This window comes from Streptomyces sp. ISL-1, assembly GCF_018614585.1.
In the GTDB taxonomy this organism is placed as follows: domain Bacteria; phylum Actinomycetota; class Actinomycetes; order Streptomycetales; family Streptomycetaceae; genus Streptomyces; species Streptomyces maoxianensis.
Genome location: NZ_JAGGOI010000004.1, coordinates 9244 through 27765, shown reverse-complemented (window position 1 = coordinate 27765; position 18522 = coordinate 9244). Strand labels below are relative to the sequence as shown.

The 18522-nt window shown below is 71.6% G+C and carries 1 protein-coding gene; it reads left to right on the top strand.

Going from position 1 to position 18522, the window contains the following annotated elements:
- Nucleotides 1-76 precede the first annotated feature (76 nt).
- Nucleotides 77-18472, top strand: a complete 18396-nt coding sequence (locus J7E87_RS02190) for a hypothetical protein (RefSeq protein ID WP_215089839.1) — start codon at nucleotides 77-79, stop codon at nucleotides 18470-18472.
- The last annotated feature ends 50 nt before the right edge of the window (nucleotides 18473-18522 follow it).

Below are 18522 nucleotides of genomic sequence, written 5' to 3'. Positions count from 1 at the left end.
GCGCCGTCGGCCGCTCCCGCACCATGCCGGGAGCGGCCGCTCCGTCCTGCCCGAGCGGCCTGCGGGGCGGCCCTCGATGAGCATGATGGCATCGCCCGAGGTCAACGCGATGATCTTCATCCTCACCGGGGAGAAGCTCATCGACGCGGACGAGGATCTCGCCTACGAGAGCCGCCGGCCGTACTCCGGTCTGGGCCGCAAGCTCGACAGGATGTCGTCGCTGATCGAGAAGTCCATCCACGACATCGCCGAGGTCATGCCCGACGACCTCTCCAAGTCGTACGCCAAGGCGATGGGCATGCTCATCGACGACGGCGGCAAGAACTACCTGCGCGATTTCGCCGAGCAACTCGACAAGATCGCCGAAGGCCGGCGCAAGACCTCCATGGACATCATGGAGTCCAAGTGGCAGGTCATCGCCGAGGTCATCCGGCTGCTCATCGAGATCGCCATCTACCTGGCGATGTCCTTCTTCACCGGTGGCGCCTCGGCCAGCCAGATCATGATGGCCAAGCTGCGCAGCCGGTTCATGATCCTCACCACCCTCAGCCACCTGCTCCAGCGGCTGCACATCGCGCCCTCGCTGACCGAGGCGTTCGCCGAGGCGTTCACCACCTTCGCGGTGAGGCTGGCGATGATGAACTTCGCCCCCAACGGCCGCCGCCCCGACGGCTTCGACTGGAACGACATCCTCAAGTCGGCCGCGTTCGGCGCCGCCGCAGGCTTCCTCACCAGCATTTTCGACGACTTCGCGAAGAACATCGTCAAGAGCTACGACAACAACTTCCTCAAGAACGGCCCGGACCTCAACTTCAAGAACAACCCCAACCTCAAGAACCCCCCGAACCTCGACTTCAAGAACAACGGCCCGAACCCCAAGCCGAACCCCGACCCCACCCCGAACCCCCGCGACAACACCCCGAAGGACCGCCCGGACCCCAGCCCGTACGGGAACGGCCCCAACCTCACGAACAACACGCCGACCACCTTCCGGAACAACCCGCTCTCCTTCCGGAACAACACCAACCTGTGGCGCAACAACCAGATCCTGCGCAACAACGCCGACCGGCCGGGCGCGCTGGCCGGGCACTACGGGCTCAAGGGGACGGCCGACTTCCTCGCCGCCGGCTCCGGCGAGGCGCTCGCCGAAATCCTGATCAAGGGTGCCTTCGACGGCGACTGGTCCACCAACTGGTCCACCTTCGTCGGCGCGGGCATCAGCAGCCAGGTGGAGGCCACGCTCACCGACACCGCCCTGAACAGCGGCGCCGAACTGCGCCACGCCATTGACAAGTTGCGCATGCAGCAGCCGCCCACCGTCTCCGGAGGCAACAGCGACTCCGACACGCGGGACTCCGACGGGTCCACGCGTTCTCGCGACGGCGACGGCTCCGACCGTACCGGCGGTACCGACGGTCCCCCGCGTACGGACTCCTCGGGCGGCGCCGGCTCCACGCGCAACTCGCCTCCGCGCGTCACGCAACAGAACACCGGCCAGGGGGACTTCACCGGCAGCCAGTCGCCTCCGCCCTACTCCACCGAGGCACCGCCGCCGTACACCACCCTGGACCCGCCGCCGTACTCCACGGGCCCGCTGCCCGTGACCGCCGCCGAGAACGAGCTGTGGCAGGAGGTCCACAACGGTCCCGCCGAGGTCCGCGAGCAGGCGCTGCGCGACCTCGCCGCCCTGCGCGGCTCCCAGCCTCCCGGCAGCACCGAGATCGGCGTCCGCGACAGCCTGCACAGCAACCTGTCACAGGTGCCCGAGGTCCGGGTCGTGCCCGCCGGGAACAGCCCCGCCGCGCAGGTCGACACTGACGAGATCCGCCGCGCCCTCGACAGCTTCGGCACGCCGGTCACGGTGGACTCCCCGATCACCATGGGCACGTTCGGCAACGGCTCCACGGGCAACTCCGCTCCCGGTCCCGCCGGGAACAACGCCGACCCGGTGGTGGACCTCGACACGGACGTGCAGGTCGACAACACCAACAGCCCCGACAACACCGTCGTCACCGGCGACCGGGTCGGTGTCGCGTCCGAGGCATCGCCGGACAACTCGGTCGTGGGTTCCCCGGAGAGCACCGTCCAGAACTCTCCGGACGAGGTGGTCTCGCAGGACGACCGTACGGCTCCGGTGCCGGGGCAGGGGGGCGGTCCCGTCGCCTCCAACAGCCCCACCACCTCCGCCGCGCCGGGCACGGGCACGAGCACCGGCTCAGGCACGGGCTCGAACACCGGCTCAGGCACGGGCGCCCGACCGGGTGGCGTACCCGCCGCCGGAGGCACCCAGACCCCCTCCGCCGCGCAGCCCCAGGGCACGCAGGGCACCCGTGACCCGGACGGCATGGCCCCGGCGGACGGCTCCCGGACCACGACCGACGACGCTTCGCAGATCTCGCAGTCGCCGGAGTCTGGTACTTCTTCGGAGACCTCCTCCTCGGAGACCTCCTCTCCTTCGGAGATCAGCCCGCCGCCGGAGATCAGCACGCCACCGGCGACCACATCCTCGCCGGAGGCCGTCAACTCGGGTGAGAGCAACAGCACTTCGGGCTCCACCGAAAGCGACCCCACCCCGGCCCCCGACATCACCACCGCCCCGCCGAAGGTGGGCACCACCGGCTCGTACGCCGACACGGGCGATGTACGCGATGTCGGCGATGCACGTGACGTCGGCGGCCTGAGCGAGGTGAAGGCCGGTCCTGCCCCGGCCGGGGGCCTCTCGCCCAGCCAGTCACCGCCGTTGACGATCGTCGTCTCGGAGGTGCCGCCGCCGGGGGAGGGGACGCCGGAAGCGGCCGAGCTGTTGGACGGGGCCGGGGTCGACCGGGCCGTCGTGCTCGGGCCGTCGGTCACGCCGGACGGAGCGGGGCGTCCGGTACGCGCCGCCGTCGAGCTGACCCGCGAGGGCCCGGGTGCCCCGGTCCGGGTCCGCCCGCTCACCGGCCCCCCGACTGCCGTGATGCCGGACGGCACTCCCGACACCTCGGACGCCGCGTTCCCCGGCGCGGACGTGCTGCTGCCGCTCGCCGACGCCCTCGGACCGGCCCCTGCCGCCACATCCGGCCCCGCCACGCAGAGCACCGCGACCACCGACAGTGACCCGGTCATCGCCCCGGCTACGCGCCCGAAGGTGGTCTCGGGCGCGACGTCTTTCGTGGATGGCAATGGAGCCGGCCCGGACTCCACGGCCACCAGCCTGCCCGCCGCGGCCAAGCTGGCCACCCTGTCCCGGCCTTGGACCGACACGGCCACCGACCTGTACCTGGAGTCGGGCAACAGCAACAGCAACAGCAACAGCAACAGCAACAGCAACAGCAACAGCAACAGCAACAGCAACAGCAACGGCGACAGCAACAACAACGGAGTCGGCGGACACAGCCCCGGCGCCGGTCGCGGGCCCGGGAACGGCGGCACCCCGCCCCCGCCGCCGCCCACCACGTCGGACAACTCCCCGGCGCCACCGCCTGTGGCGCTCCCCGTGGCGCCCCCGCCCACGGGGCGGATCGTCGTGCGGCCCGCGAACAGCGGCGCTACCGCCGACAACGGAAACGGTCCTGCACGGCCCTCGGGCGAGCCGCTCGTCACCACCCTGGACGGCCACACGGTGCCCGTCGCGCAGCTGCGGCGCTGGGTGCCGAACGCGACCGCCAAGCCTGAACCGGGGCGCGCCGTACAGACGTTGACCATCTCGCAGGGCCCGGCCGAGGACGGTACGGCGCACAGCGCGGGGCGTCGCGCGCTGCTGGGCCAGGACACCTTCCGCGGCGTGCGCACCACTTCCGCTCAACCGGCCCCGGGGACCGTCGCGGACCCGCCCGCCCGCCGTACCGTGTTCACCGGCCCGCCGACCGCGCTCCCCGGGTCGGGCACCGAGCGCGGCGCCGACTACTTCGCGGGGCACGGCACCTCCCGTACCGTCACTCTCGGTACCGAGGACGCGGCGCGACCCACCGTGAAAGTCAGCGGCGTACAGCTCGGCGAGGTGCTCAAGTCCTGGGCGCAGGACGGCGATCAGGACCGGCCACTGGTGCTGTTCTCCTGCGAGACCGGGCGGCAGCCGCAGGTGGCGGGCCTGCCGGTGGCACAGCACGTGGCGAACCGGACCGGGCGGCAGGTGTACGCGCCGACCACCGAGGTGGGCACCGCCCGGGACAGGGACGGCACCGTACGCGCGGTGCTCACCGAGGGCTCGGACGGGCCGGGAGGGTGGCGGCTCTTCACCCCTGAGCCCAGCGGTGTCGACCTGGACGATCTGGCGCGCGACGCCGGCCTGCACGCGGGCCCCGAACCGGCCGACGCCTTCGCCCGGGCCCGTACCCTCCAGCAGATCCGCACGCTGCGCGAGGCCCTCGGCCCGGATGCCGAACAGCGGTCGGAGAACAGGGAGTTGCTCGCAGGACTCGCCTTCGTGGACAACCTGCGCTGGCTCAGCCCGGACACCGCGGCCCGCTACGGCGACGGCCGGATGACCCCGGACCTGCTGCGCCGGATGGTCGTCGACCGTGGCGGTGCGAAGAGCGGCACCACCACCGATCCGGGCGCCGATGCCACGGTCGAGCAGTACACCGAATTCCTGTGCGCCGCGGCCGAGTTGCGTTCCACCGCAAGGCCCGACACCACGCTCGACGCCCTGCTGCCCCCGCCGCCGCCCGCGCTCCCGCCCACCACCCTCGTGTCGCCGGAGGACGTGCGCGGTCTCTCCTACGCGCCCTCCGCGCAGATCACCTGGTCGCTCTCCAGCACCCCGCTGCCACTGTCCGAACTGGGCCTGAGCTCCGAGGACACCGCCGAACTCGCCCGCCGCAGGCCCGACCTGGCGCCCGCGTCGAGCCGCCCGGAGAGCCTCGCCGAGGACATGACCCTCCTCAGCAAGGCCACGCCCGGCACGGCGGGCACCGTGAACGCGGACGGCCTCTCCTTCCGGCGCCTGGACACCCCGGGCGGCGGAAACTGCCTCTTCCGTGCGGCGCTCGACAGTGCGCGCAGCCAGGCCGCACCACCCGCGTGGGCCGCGCGGAACGTCGCCGGCCTGCGCCGTCTGCTGAGCGACCGGATCACCGAGTCCGAACTGGGCGACGCCGTGGCCCTGGCGATCCCGGACCCGGTGTTCTCCGTGGTGGACGACCTGCGGATGCGTGCCGTCGCCGGGGCGCAGGACCCGGCCGAGCGGAGCCGGATCACCCAGCTCTGGAACCGGATCGCGCAGGATGTCGTCACCGACGGCGACGCCGGCGAATGGCAGCGGATCCTCGGGGAGAGCGACTACCCGCACCTCGCAGACGTGGCGCCCACCCCCGCCGACGCGTGGCGGCTCGGCGCCAAGGAACTCGTCGGCGCGGCGGCCGAGCTCCCGGCACTGTGGGCTTCTCCCTTCGCCGACCAGCTCCCGGAAGCACTGGCACACACCCTCGACCTCGATCTGCGGCTCGTCCAGCCCGACCCGCGGTCGCCGGGGAGCACCTTCGTCAACACCCTCAACCCGGGCGGCCAGGGCGGCGCCCTGCACCTGGCGTACAACGGCACCGACCACTACGACGCCCTGGTCCCGGCCTCGGCGCCGCTCACCCCCGTACCGGACCCGAACACCACCCCGGACCCGAACACGACCACCACACAGGATCCGGCCACCACTCAGGACCCGGCCATTCCTGACCCGGCCACCCCGGACCCGGACGGCTCCGACCCCTTCGGGGAGTGGCTGCGCAGCATGGGCGGGGTCACCGACCTCGACGGGCCCGACACCGAGGCCCCCGACCGGGGTGACCCGGTACCGCTGGAGACCCAGCTCGAACGGCATCGCCCGGCCCGGCTGCTGACCGGCCAGGACGCCCGGCCGCCGGGCCCGGTACCGACCACCGTCACCTTCGAGGACGGCAGCCGGCTGCCCACGATTCTGATCCATCCGGACGCCGACCCGGGTGACGGCACCCCGGCCGGTCGGCCGGACGGCACCCCGCGCGGTCGCCCCACCGGACTCTTCACCGGCCCCGGCAAGACGACCCTGCGCTCGCCCGAGCAGGTGGCCGAGGAGATCCTGAGCAAGCTGCCGAAGAAGCTGCGCGCCCAGTTCGACGAGGCGGAGCTGCTGCGCCTGCTGACCGAGCAGCCCGGCGCCTTCACCGCCCCGCGCGGCGCGCGCTTCGTGGGCCGGGAGAAGTCCGGCGTCGGCCACGAGATGACGGTCGAGGCCATCCCGTACCACCGCTGGGAGCGCTTCTCCGACGTGAACGGCGGCACCGTCCGGCTGGACACCATGCGACGCGGCCAGGCCGGTACGGGCGGCGGGCGCAGCGTCGGCTTCGGGCGCCGGATCGCCGGAGGGCTGAGCATGGGCCCGCCGCTCAACTGGCTGCTGAAGATCGGTGTTTCGCTGGGCTGGACCCGCAGGACCGACTACGCCCAGGGCACCCAGGCGTACAACCAGTCCGAGTGGCGCGCCCACGAGGGCTCGCACCTGCACCTGGACGACGTCCACTACCGGGTGCGGGTGGACCGCGTCACCGAGGCACCGAAGACCACCGGCCCCGACAATTCGTCCGGCCGGGGCAGTACCCCGGGCAACCAGCCCAACTCGCCGCTGCCGAAACCCCATTGGCAGCGTACGCAAGTGCACTCCGCGGAGTTCGCGATGCGCGACGGGCTGAGCTGGCGGCTGCCGGACGACCTCACCGTGCCCTACAAGGGACCGCAGCGGGCACCGAAGACGCTCACTTTCCCGGACGGGGTCGAGCCGCGGATCACCGACACCACCGGGCTGCACCTGACGGATCCGCCGGAGGACATGGCGCTGGCCATCTCCGGGGCACGGCCAGGGAGTTCGGCGCACCGCACCCTGGTCTCGTACGTTCGTCCGGGGCGGCTGCTCGCCCTGTTCGGCCGGTTCTCCGGGCCGGTCACCGGGCCCGAGCTGACCCGGGGCAGCGGACAGCACCCGCTGGGGCACCTGATCGTGGAGCGCTCGGTGCCGCACCGGGCCACGCTGGTCACCGAGTCGGTCAAGGCGGAGTTGCGCGACCTCACCCAGACCACCTACCAGAACGAGCGCGGCCACGTCCGTGACACCCGCCTGGGCATCCAGGTCACCGCCGGGCCGAACTACACCCTCGTCGGCGGGGAGACCGATGTGCGCCTCCAGGGAGGCCCGTTGGTCCGCGCGGACCTCAGCGCCGGGCGCGGCCACTACCTCGGCGTCGACGCGGCCCGGAAGACCACCGGCCGGGTCCGCAACCACCCGATCGCCCTGTACCGGGTGGAGCGCACCCTGATGGTGCGCAAGCCCGGCGAACCGCCGTCGGCCGCCCGCCCGGTCCGGGTGGTCAGCCTGGACTGGATCTCCACCCAGGACGCCCGACGCCTCGCGGGCTGGGACAGCCGCACGCCCGGCCAGGCGGGCCCCAACCCGGACGCCGAGCCGCCGGTGCCGTGGTACCTCACCCGAGAGGACCCGGTCCACCTGAGCGGTCAGGTCCGCGCCGAGGGCTTCCGCCCCGTCCGCCCGCAGACCCAGCCCCAGACCCAATCTCAGGTACAGACCCAGCCCCAGACCCAGCCCCAGACTCAGAGCCGGCCGCAGGGGCAAAGCCAGAGTCAGCAGCAGCCGCCGGCTCAGCAGCCCGTCCCCCAGGACCCCATGCGGGCCTTCGCGGACGCCGTCCTGGACACGCTGCACCGCTCCTACCCGTCGCTGTTCGTCCCGCCGCTGATGCTGCGGCACCCGCGGCTCGCCAAGTTCTGGTACGGCGACGGGCGGATGCGGACCGCGCTGCACAACGACCGCCAGGTGCGCGAGGCGCTGAACCGGCCCAGCCTGGCGCAGAGCCTGGACGACCTGACCACCACCGGGGTGCCGGTCACCCTCACCGAGGACGGCAAGGTGCGCCGCGGCCACCACACGCTCATCCTCCGGGCACGCCTCACCGACCGGCAGTTCGAGACCACCATGAGCGAGCGCTCGCTGCGCAACGCGGTGATCGGCACCGAGGTCTCGGGCCAGGGGCAGCAGGCGTCCCTCACCCTCTCCGGAGGTGTCGAGCTGGGCGTCTCGCCCCGCGACCACAACAAGGTGCCCGACGTCGGGCTGCCCCGTCAGGCCGGCAACGTGACAGTCGGGGTCCGTCACGCCAAGACCGACCAGAAGGCCACCAGGAACACGGTCGCGGTGGCCCACGACCAGCTGACGTTCCAGACCGGCGCCGACCTCTACAGCTACCAGGTGGAGCTGGGTGCCTCCTTCGAGGGCCACCGCCGCCCGCGCGGCTGGGCCCGGCTCGCCTCGGTCGGCCTGCTCGGCGCGGGCGTCTTCGTCAGCAAGGTCGAGGAACGGCCACTGTTCACCCGGGGCAACGAGACCGTGGGCCGGGTGGAGATGGCCGTGCCCGCCGCGCACGGCTCCGACCGCCACGCCCCCGCCGACCCGCCGCCCACCGGGCCTGCACCGGCGACCGCGGCCGTACCGCAGCAGCTCTCCTCCACCGAGGCGGACCAACTCCTCGACGGCACCCGCCCGCTGCCCAGGACGGACTCGCCCGACCGGCAGCTCACCAAGAAACTGCTGAGCGTTCCGCACGTGGTGCTGAGCGCCGAGGGCGGCCCGCAGCGCCAGCAGCTCATGCAGGACACCGCCGACCGTGCCTCGGGCACCTCCTGGCACGTCAGCGCACCCGGCGCCCCGGTGCGCACCGCGCTGCGCCGGGCGATGGCCAACCTCAGCGTGGCCGGGCAACTCGGCCAGTATCTGGGCCCGTTCGGTTCCCGCGTCGCCGGACTCAACGGCGCCGGACCGTTCCGTACCCATTACCTCAAGGCGGCGGTCCGCGGCGAACTGGGCAACTTCCGGGTCAAGAGCGACCCGAAGCCGGCCAGCCTCGAGGCCACCATCGGCAACGAGCACCGCGTCGCCGGCAGCACGAGCACCGTCTCCCGTACCACCGTCGGCCTCCAGGGTGCCGACATGCCGCTGCAGCAGGCCCCGGGCCAGTCGGCGGTGGTCGGCTCCTACTCGACCGCCCTGCAGTACGCCTGGGGCAAGGGCCGCAGCGTCTCGCAGACCCTCACCCGGGGACGCAACACCACCCTCACCTTCGCCGGGCGCATGTACCTGGTGGTCGCCGACGCCGCCGAGACCGTCGCGGTACGGGACCGCTGGACGGCCGCGATGGGCACGGTGGGCACCCGCACAGGCGCCCGTATCAGCTCCGCGGCCGGTCGGCTCTCCGAGCGCCTCGGCGACAGTCTCGCCCCACGCCGGGCCGCCGCCGCGCTCCAGCGTATCCGTGACGCGGTGATGTTCCACCTCCCGATGCAGGACGTCATCGAGGCCGGGCTCGCCCGGGACGGCCTGGGCATCACCACCCCGCACAACCTCGGCGGCGGCTACCGGGTGCCCCCCTACCTGCGCAACCGCCGCTTCCCCACCCACCCCAGCGGCCAACTCGACGCCGGCCCTGCGGCACAGCAGCTGATGGGGCAGCTGGAGAAGATCGGGGTGCCCTCGCACGACCGGGAGCAGGTCCTCCAGCGGCTCTCCCCGGACTTCCTCCGCGGCCACCTGCACGAGCTGACGACCGACGGGATGAACCTGCCGGTCCGCTACCGCGCCTGGTCCAGCCCGCACCACCTGCCGGTCGGCGGCAGCCCCGGACAGGTCCAATTCAAGCTGACTCCGGTCACCACCACCGTGGACAGGCTGCGTACCGGCTACGAGCTGGAGGACTACCGCACCATCGCCCGCGACGACGCCGACGGCACCTCCCAGGACCGCGGCGCCGACTTGACGCTCAGCGCCGGTCAGCGCGCGGCGGAGAGCGGCATTCTCGTCGCCAACCCCTCGCTCCAGGGCACCGCGGCCAAGCAGCGGTCGAGCACCCGGACCCGGACCGCCGGCACCACCGCGATGCCGAACATCGCCACCACCCAGGCGCACGCCGAGATCGTCACCAGCTACGTCCTGACCGTCACCATGACGGACGCGACCGGCGATCCGCTCACCCCGGGCGTCAACACCCCGGTCGGAAGCCTCAATGAGATCCTCCCGGCGAACCTGCTGACCCCGGACGGCGACGGCGCCGACGGCGCGCTCACCGAGCAGGACGTGCCGGAACCCGAACGCGCGGTGAAGATGCTGACCGCCGCCCAGGCCCGCCCGGAGGGCATCGCCGCCTGGCGCACCTTCGCCGCCGGGGACGGCACCGGTGGCGCCGACCCGGACATCCTGCCCTTCGACGACCGGATCGGCTCCGGCATCCTCGCCGTGGACATCCGCGGCGCCGCCAACGTGCAGGACGCCCTGACCCTCGCCACCGCGCGCGCCGACGGCCTCGGCGACAGCGACCTCGGCAAACGGCACACAGGCAAGGTCCTCGACTCACGCGTGCGCATGGCCCGCCAGACCCCGCTCACCGGCCTCGGCACCGCCCCCGCCCAGGCCCAGCAGGAGGCCACCGCGCAGGGCGGTCTGACCGCCGGTTTCCGCGAGGCGCTCGGCGCGAACGGCTCACCGCTGCCCGCCCAGGCCTCCGCGCGCCTCTTCGGGCAGTACCACACCGCGGACTCCCGCCTCTACGCGAAGATGCACCGCCGCGGCGCCCGCCTGCTCGCTGTGGAGAACAAGCCGCGCATGGAGGCCATGCAACGGGCGAAGACCTCCGACGCGCTGGAGGCCGGCATCACCGACAACGTCGAGGGCGCCGTGGGCACCGCGCCGATGGCGGGCAACAGCAACGCGGGTGTGACCAACCCGGGCGCCACGGTCCCGATCGGTGGCTCGAACGACGGCACTGTGCTCAAGGGCACCGCGGACACCACCCTCGGCACCCACCTCAAGGTCGTCACCGACCGGAGCATGCTCTTCGCGCTGCCGGTGAGCTGGCTGTCCCTGGCCGAGGCGGACCACCGCATCACCGACAGCCGCCCGCTGCACGCGCTCGGCAAGGCCAAGCGCGGGCCGCGCGCCGCCGAGGCCGAGACCACCGCCCTGGTCTGGCTGCGCGAGGACATCGCCCGCGACTACGGCCTCCTGGACGACACCACGTTCCCCGACGAGGTCCTCGCGGCCTGGGACGACCTGTCCAAGGCGGCGGGCGACCTCGCCGCGGCCGAGAAGGGTTACTACGACGCACGGGCGCGGGCCCGTGAGACGTGGCTCGACCTGAGCCCGGCGGAACAGGCCGCGCTCGGCGACGACAACTCCGGTCCGCCGACCGATCTGCCGCAGGACATGGTCTGGTCCCCAGCCGTCGTCGCCTGGCAGGCCGCCCGCCAGGAGGTCCACCGGTGGGAGCAGCACACCGACGCCGCCGCCCGGGACCACCACCGGCTGCACCTGGCCGCCTCCCGCCTCACCGCGCACCACCAGGGTTCGGCCTCCGTCCCGGTGCCGGACCGGCCGCAGGAGTACGCCGAGCCGGGCTGGCGCTCCGAGGCGCCCGAGCCGTACGTCATCACCGACGGGACGGACTCCGCCCCACGCACCCTCACCTCGCCGGACGGCGCCACGGTGCGCGAGGTGCACGACATGCCGCACGACGGGGCCTCGTTCTTCCACGCGCTGCTCGCTGCCGCCGAGGCCCGAGGCCGCCTGCCCCACCTGCTCGGCACCGACGTCGCCGCCCGGTTCACGGGCGCCTCCGGCGACCCGGCGGTCACCGCGGAAGCCATCGGCACCGCCCGCGACCGCCTCGCCTGGGAGCTGGGCGAGGACGGCAACGAGGACCTGCTCGACGCCCTCGCCCTGGACGCCGAGGACACCTTCACGCAGGACGAACTCGACGCCGCGGGTGTGCAGTTGACCCCGGCGCAGCAGACCGAGTTCGATGCCTTCGGCCGACTCCCGCAGACCTACTGGCCGACCCCCGCGCAGCGGGTGGCGCTGGCCACCGCGGCCCTGTCCCGCCCGTTCGCGAGCGAGCCGCTGCAGGACGGCGGCACGGAGCGCCCGGACGGCGAACAGGCCCGGCCCGAGCGCCGCGCCGGGGATCACGGCGGAGCCGACCTGCTGCCCGCCCTCGCCGCCCGCGTCCTGGGCACCCCGCTCACCGTGGTGACCGGTGAGGGCCGCGACCAGCTCTTCCTCCCGCACGGCACCGATCCGGCCGCCGTCGACCCGGCCACCGATCCGGTCCTCTTCACCACCGACGGCTTCTTCCACGCCGCGCTTCCGCCCGGGACCTCGCCGCCGGTCGCCACCCCGTTGCCGGCCCCGGCGACGGTGACGACCGGTACGACCGCGGCAACTGCGACGACCGCGACGACCGCGACCGGTACCGGTGCGAACACCGGGACATCGGCCCTGGGGACCTCGGGTACCGACACCACGACGAGCCCCGGGTCGGAGCAGCGGTCCGCGCAGCCGCCCGCGCACCGCAGCCACGCCACCCCGCCCTGGCTGCCGCCCGCCGACAGCAGCGGCCCGCGCTACCGCCTCGACCGCGACGGCGTCCTCACCGCACCCGACGGCGCCACCTACACCCAGGTCGCCCCCGCCGGCCGCGGCAACGGCTTTTTCGGCGCGCTCTCCACGGCCTTGCGACAGGCAGCGGAGCAGCCCGGACCGGACCGCCAGGAGGCGGCCCGGCTGCGCATGCGCGCCGGGGCGTCGCCCGCCCAGCTGATGCGTCTGAACGGTCTGCCCGCCGACTCGGCGGAACGCGACTCGCTCTTCACACCCCCACCCCTGCGGACCCACCCCGGCGAGCCCGCGCCGAGCCAGGACGCCCGCGAGGGGCATCTGCGCCGCCACCTCGCCGAGGCTCCGTGGGGTCCCGGGGCCGACCGTGCGGTGGCCCGGTGGGCCGCCGCCGCGACCGGCACCACCGTCACCCTGATCGAGGAGAACGGAACCGCCCACACCTACCCCGGCCCGTCCGGCGACAGCGGTCCGCACCTTCGGCTCCGCCGCCGGGGCGGGGACTTCGTCCCCTTGAGCCTGCACACGCCTGCACCCACGCCGAAGGCTCCCGCGCCCAAGGACACGGAGTCGAAGGCACCGGAACCGAAAGGCTTGAAGGCGCCGGAGCCGAAGGGCCCGGAGCAGAAGGCCCCGGTGCTGGAGGGTTCCGAGCTGAAGGGGCCCGAGCTGAAGGGGCCCGAGCTGAAGGGGCCCGAGGCACAGGTCACGACGTCCGTCGACACTGCTACGCCGGTCCCGCCCGTGCCGGATCCGGTCTCGCAGGACTCGACCCTGCAAGACCCGACCCCGCAGGACGCGCTCCTCCAGGACGCGGCCACCCTTCCGCTGCCCCCGTCACCGACGGGCAGCGACCTCCCGGGTCTCCTGGAGGAGGAGGCGTACGAGCTGAGCACGCTGTCCGGCACCGACGCGGGCTCCGACGCCCCCACGGACTCGGACACGGCGCCCGCCGCACCGGATCCGGTCCTGCCTCGCTTCAAGTTGGGGAACTTCGAGTTCACCAACCTGAACCAGACGGAGAGGTACGTCGACAAGGCGGTCCGGATCGTCGAGCTGCTCGACGAGCACAGCACCATCAAGAACTACGTCGGCGGCCGCCCTGTCCGGATCACCCTGCATGTGCGCACGACCGAGACCCCGGCCGACGTGCGTGACCTGGGCGACGACGGCGTCCAGATCAACCTCGCCAGCTATTACTTCGAGAAGTACGACATCGGCTACATCATGGGGATGCTGGCCCACGAGATCGGCCTGCACCCCCTCGCCTCGCGCAACACGGAGATTCCGGAGGAGGAGGAGGCGTACCGGGGTATGCCCCTGCCGGTGCCGGGACTGACGGACCTGGGGACGCCGCGCACCATGAACACCGAGGGGGCGGGCCAGGCCGACCACATCATGGCCGCCTACCCCCGTACAATCCGGCACGGCATCTACCGCGACATCGTCATAGAGATGGCCAAGGTGTTCGCGCAGCACGCGCGGGTCGGCGTGACGGGCGCCAAGTCCCAGGACGTGACCGACCTCTTCGACACCTACCTGATGGACCTCGCCTCCATCGCGGTCACCAGCGACTACCGGATGAACGCGGTCAAGGAGCCCAACTACACGGCAAGGGTCTACAACGCCTACAAGGAGATGCTCCGCGCCCAGTTGGCGGAGAACACCGCTCTTCGGGACCTCCTGCCGTCGAACAAGAGCCTGTTCGGCGTCGCACGGTCCTTCACCCAGCTCGCCACCAGCATCGCGACCAACAACCGCGGCGACAGCATCCAACAGCCCGTTGCTCCGGACCAGGCCGGAGGCAACACCGGCGAGGCACGCCCCAGACTTCCCGAGGCGGGCACCGGCCCCGCGCCGCAGACCGCGCCGTCCGCCACCTCGCCGACGCGCGGCCCGCGCGACAGCCGACCCCGGTTTGTGGTGCGTTCAGGCTTCGACGCCCGGCGGTTCTCGTACCAGGGCAAGCCGGTCACCGACCTCACCGTCCGCATTGCGATACGGGGCACGGACGGCCAGGCCTCGCGCGTGTTCGACCAGCTCAACGCGGGCGTGAGCGAGTTCCTGAACGACCCGGACCACCGCCTGCCCAACGGCGACCGGCTGCACGTGACCGTCGAGCACGTCGATCCCACCGATGCGCCGCACCTGACCGTGAACCTGGCGGGCCGGGACCATGCGATGAACCAGACCACCTGGTGGTCCGACGCCGCCCCGGTGCAGATGGTGCACGAGCTCACCCACCAGCTCGGCATGCGCGACGAGTACCGGGACGCCGACTCCCCGCACCGCCCGCACATCCTCGGCAGCCTGCTGGGCGACCTCGACGGAGCTACCGAAGACGCCTCCCTCACCCCCGCCGGCCTGCGCGACCGGCACATGGCCCTGCTCGGAGTGCTCATCGGCGACGTGACCCCAGCGCCTCAGCAGAACGGCGACCAGGCCGACCAGAGCTGGGCGGCGGCCCGGAGCGCCGCCGCTGCGGAAACCCGCGAGTCCATCTGGGTCGACCCGGTCTCCCTGCCCCGACCCGCCGACGGCCCGGCAGTCACCGAGGTTCCGGCTCACATGCAGCAGGACTCGGACACGGCGCCCGCCGCACCGGATCCGGTCCTCCGTCCCTTCAAGTTGGGGAACTTCGAATTCACCAACCTGAACCAGGCGGAGAAGTACGTCGACAAGGCGGTCCGGATCGTCGAGCTGCTCGACGAGCACAGCACCATCAAGAACTACGTCGGCGGCCGCCCTGTCCGGATCACCCTGCATGTGCGCACGACCGAGACCCCGGCCGACGTGCGTGACCTGGGCGACGGCGTCCAGATCAACCTCGCCAGCTATTACTTCGAGAAGTACGACATCGGCTACATCATGGGCATGCTGGCCCACGAGATCGGCCTGCACCCCCTCGCCTCCCGCAACACGAAGATCCCCGAGGAGGAGGAGTTGTACCGGGGCATGCCCCTGCTGGTACCGGGACTGGAGACCCTGAAGACGCCGCGCTTCATGAACACCGAAGGCGCCGGCCAGGAAGACCACGTCATGGCCGCCTTCCCCCACACCATCCGGCACGGCATCTACCGCGACATCGTCCTGGAAATGGCCGGGGTGCTCGCGCAGCACGCACGGGTCGGCGTGACGGGCGCCAAGGCAAAGGACGTCACCGACCTGATCGACACCTACCTGATGGACCTCGCCTCCATCGCGGTCACCAACGACCACCGGGCGAGGGCGATCAGGGACCCCAACTACACGGCAAGGGTCTACAACACCTACAAAGCCCAGCTGGCCGAGCACATCGCCCAGGACAGTCCCGTCCGCCCCTTGCTGCCCGCCGACAAGGGAAGGTTCGGCGTCCTCGGAGACTTCGCCCAGCTCGCCACCAGCGTCGGAACCAACAACCGCGGGGACAGCATCCAGCAACCCGTTGCTCCGGACCAGGCCGGAGGCAACACCGGCGAGGCACGCCCCAGACTGCCCCAGACCGACACCGACACCGGTACCGACCGCACGGCAACCACCGGCGTCCCGGCCCGTATGCCGCAGAACCCGAACACGACGCCCGCAGCACCGGAGCCGGTCCTCATCCCCTTCAAGTCGGGGAACTTCGAGTTCACCAACCTGAAGCACACGAACGAGGGGTACCGCGACAAGGCGGTCCGCATCATCGAGCTGCTCCGGAAGCACGACACGATCCGTGACTACGTCGGCGACCGCCCTGTCCGGATCACCCTGCACCTCCGTACGACGGAGACTCCGGCCGATGTGACGGACCGTGGTGATGCCGGTGTGGACATCAACCTCGCCAGTTACTACTTCGAGAAGTACGACATCGGTTACATCATGGGGATGCTGGCCCATGAGATCGGCCTGCACCCCTTGGCCTCGCGGGACACGAACATCCCTGACGAGGAAGGGATGTTCGCGGGGGTTCCGCTGACGGTTCCGGGGCTGACGGACCTGAAGACGCCACGGACCATGAACACCGAGGGTGCCGGTCAGGCCGACCACATCATGGCCGCCTTCCCCAGCAGCACCAGGCACCGGATCTACCGCGACATCGTGCTGAAAATGGCCGGTGTCCTGGCGGAGGATGCGCGAACGGGGGAGGAGGGCGCCAAGGCCAAGGACGTCACGGACCTGATCGACACCTACCTCATGGACCTGGCCACGATCGCGCTCACCAACGACCGGCGTAAGGACGCGGCGTGGGAACCGCGGTACACGGCGAAGGTCTACAACGCCTACAAGGCGCAGTTCGCAGCGCAGTTGGCGCAGGACAGCCCGGTGCGGGGTCTGCTGCCGGCCGACAAGAGCTGGTACAACGTCACGAGCAACTTCCTGGGCCTGGGCAGCAGCGTCGCGTTCAACAACCAGGGCGACAGCATCCAGACCAGCACGCCGACGCCGAGCGGCAGCGACACGGGCGAGGCCCGCCCGCGGCTTCCGCGGGGCAGCACCGACACCGGGCTTCAGAGCGGGCCGTCCGGCACATCGCAGCCAAGGGGGCCGCGTGACAGCCGGCCGCGGTTCGTTGTCCGGTCGGGCTTCGATGCGCGGCGGTTCACGTACGACGGTGATCCGGTCACCGACCTGACCGTCCGCATCGCGATACGGGGCACGGACGGGCAGGCCTCACGCGTGTTCGACCAGCTCAAGTCAGGTGTCAGCGAGTTCCTCAACGTTCCTGGTTACCGGCTGCCGAACGGTGACCTGCTGCACGTGTCCGTCGAGCTGGTTACGCCTTCGGGCTCGCCGCACCTGACCGTGGACCTGGCCAACCGGGACCGAACCATGGACCAGAACACCTGGTGGGCGGATGCCGATCCGGTGCAGATGGTGCATGAGCTGACGCACCAGCTCGGCCTGCGGGACGAGTACCGCGACGCCGACTCCCCGCACCGACCCCACGTCCCGGGCAGTCTCCTCGGCGACCTCAACGCGGACCCCGAGGACTCCTCACTCGCCGTCGCCGGACTGAGGGGTCGGCACCTGGCTCTGCTGGGTGCGCTGATCGGGGACGTGACCCCGCAGCCGGAGGGAAGCGCGGAGGAGGACACCGAGCAGACCTGGGACGCGGTGCGTAATGGCACCGACCCGGTCCTCCGCGAATCTGTCTGGGTCGACCCGGTCTCCCTGCCCCGACCGTCCACCGACGGCACGGCGGTCACCGAGGTCCCGGTCCGTATGCCGCTGGACCCGAACGCGACCCCAACCGCTGCCGCCGAACCGACCCTCGTTCCCTTCAAGTCGGGGAACTTCGAGTTCGCAAATCTGAAGCACACGAACGAGAGGTACCGGGACAAGGCCGTCCGCATCATCGAACTGCTGCGGGATCACCCGACGATCAACGAGTACATCGGCACCCGCCCCTGCCGCATCACCCTGCACCTGCGGACGACGGAGCCCCCGGCCGACGTGAGGGACCGTGACGATGACGGCGTGGACATCAACCTCGCCAGCTACTACTTCGAGAAGTACGACATCGGCTACATCATGGGCATGCTGGCCCACGAGATCGGCCTGCACCCGCTCGCCTCCCGCAACACGAACATCCCCGACGAGGAGGAGATGTTCCAGGGAGTCCCGCTGACCGTGCCGGGGCTGGCCGACCTCAGCACACCGCGCACCATGAACACCGAGGGCGCTGGTCAGGCCGACCACATCATGGCCGCCTTCCCCAGCAGCACAAGGCACCGGATCTACCGCGACATCGTCCTGGGAATGGCCAAGATCCTGGCGGAGGAGGCCCAGGCCGGCGAGGAGGGTGCCAAGGCCCAGGACGTCACCGACCTGATCGACTGCTATCTGATGGACCTGGCCTCAATCGCCCTCACCAACGACCACCGGACGAACGCGGCGAAGGAGCCCAACTACACGGCGCGGGTCTACAACGCCTACAAAGACTTGTTCCAGGCCCAGTTGGCGGGAGCCACTGCGCTCCAGGCCCTTCAGGCCCTCCTGCCGTCCAACAAGAGCATGTTCGGCGTGATGAACGACTTCCGGCGCATCGCCACCCACGTCGCCATCGGCAACAGCGGCGACAGCATCCAGCAGGCCGGTACGACCTGAGGCGCGTGCGTCTCTGACGCACGCGCCTCCTGGCGCACGTTCGGGGGGCG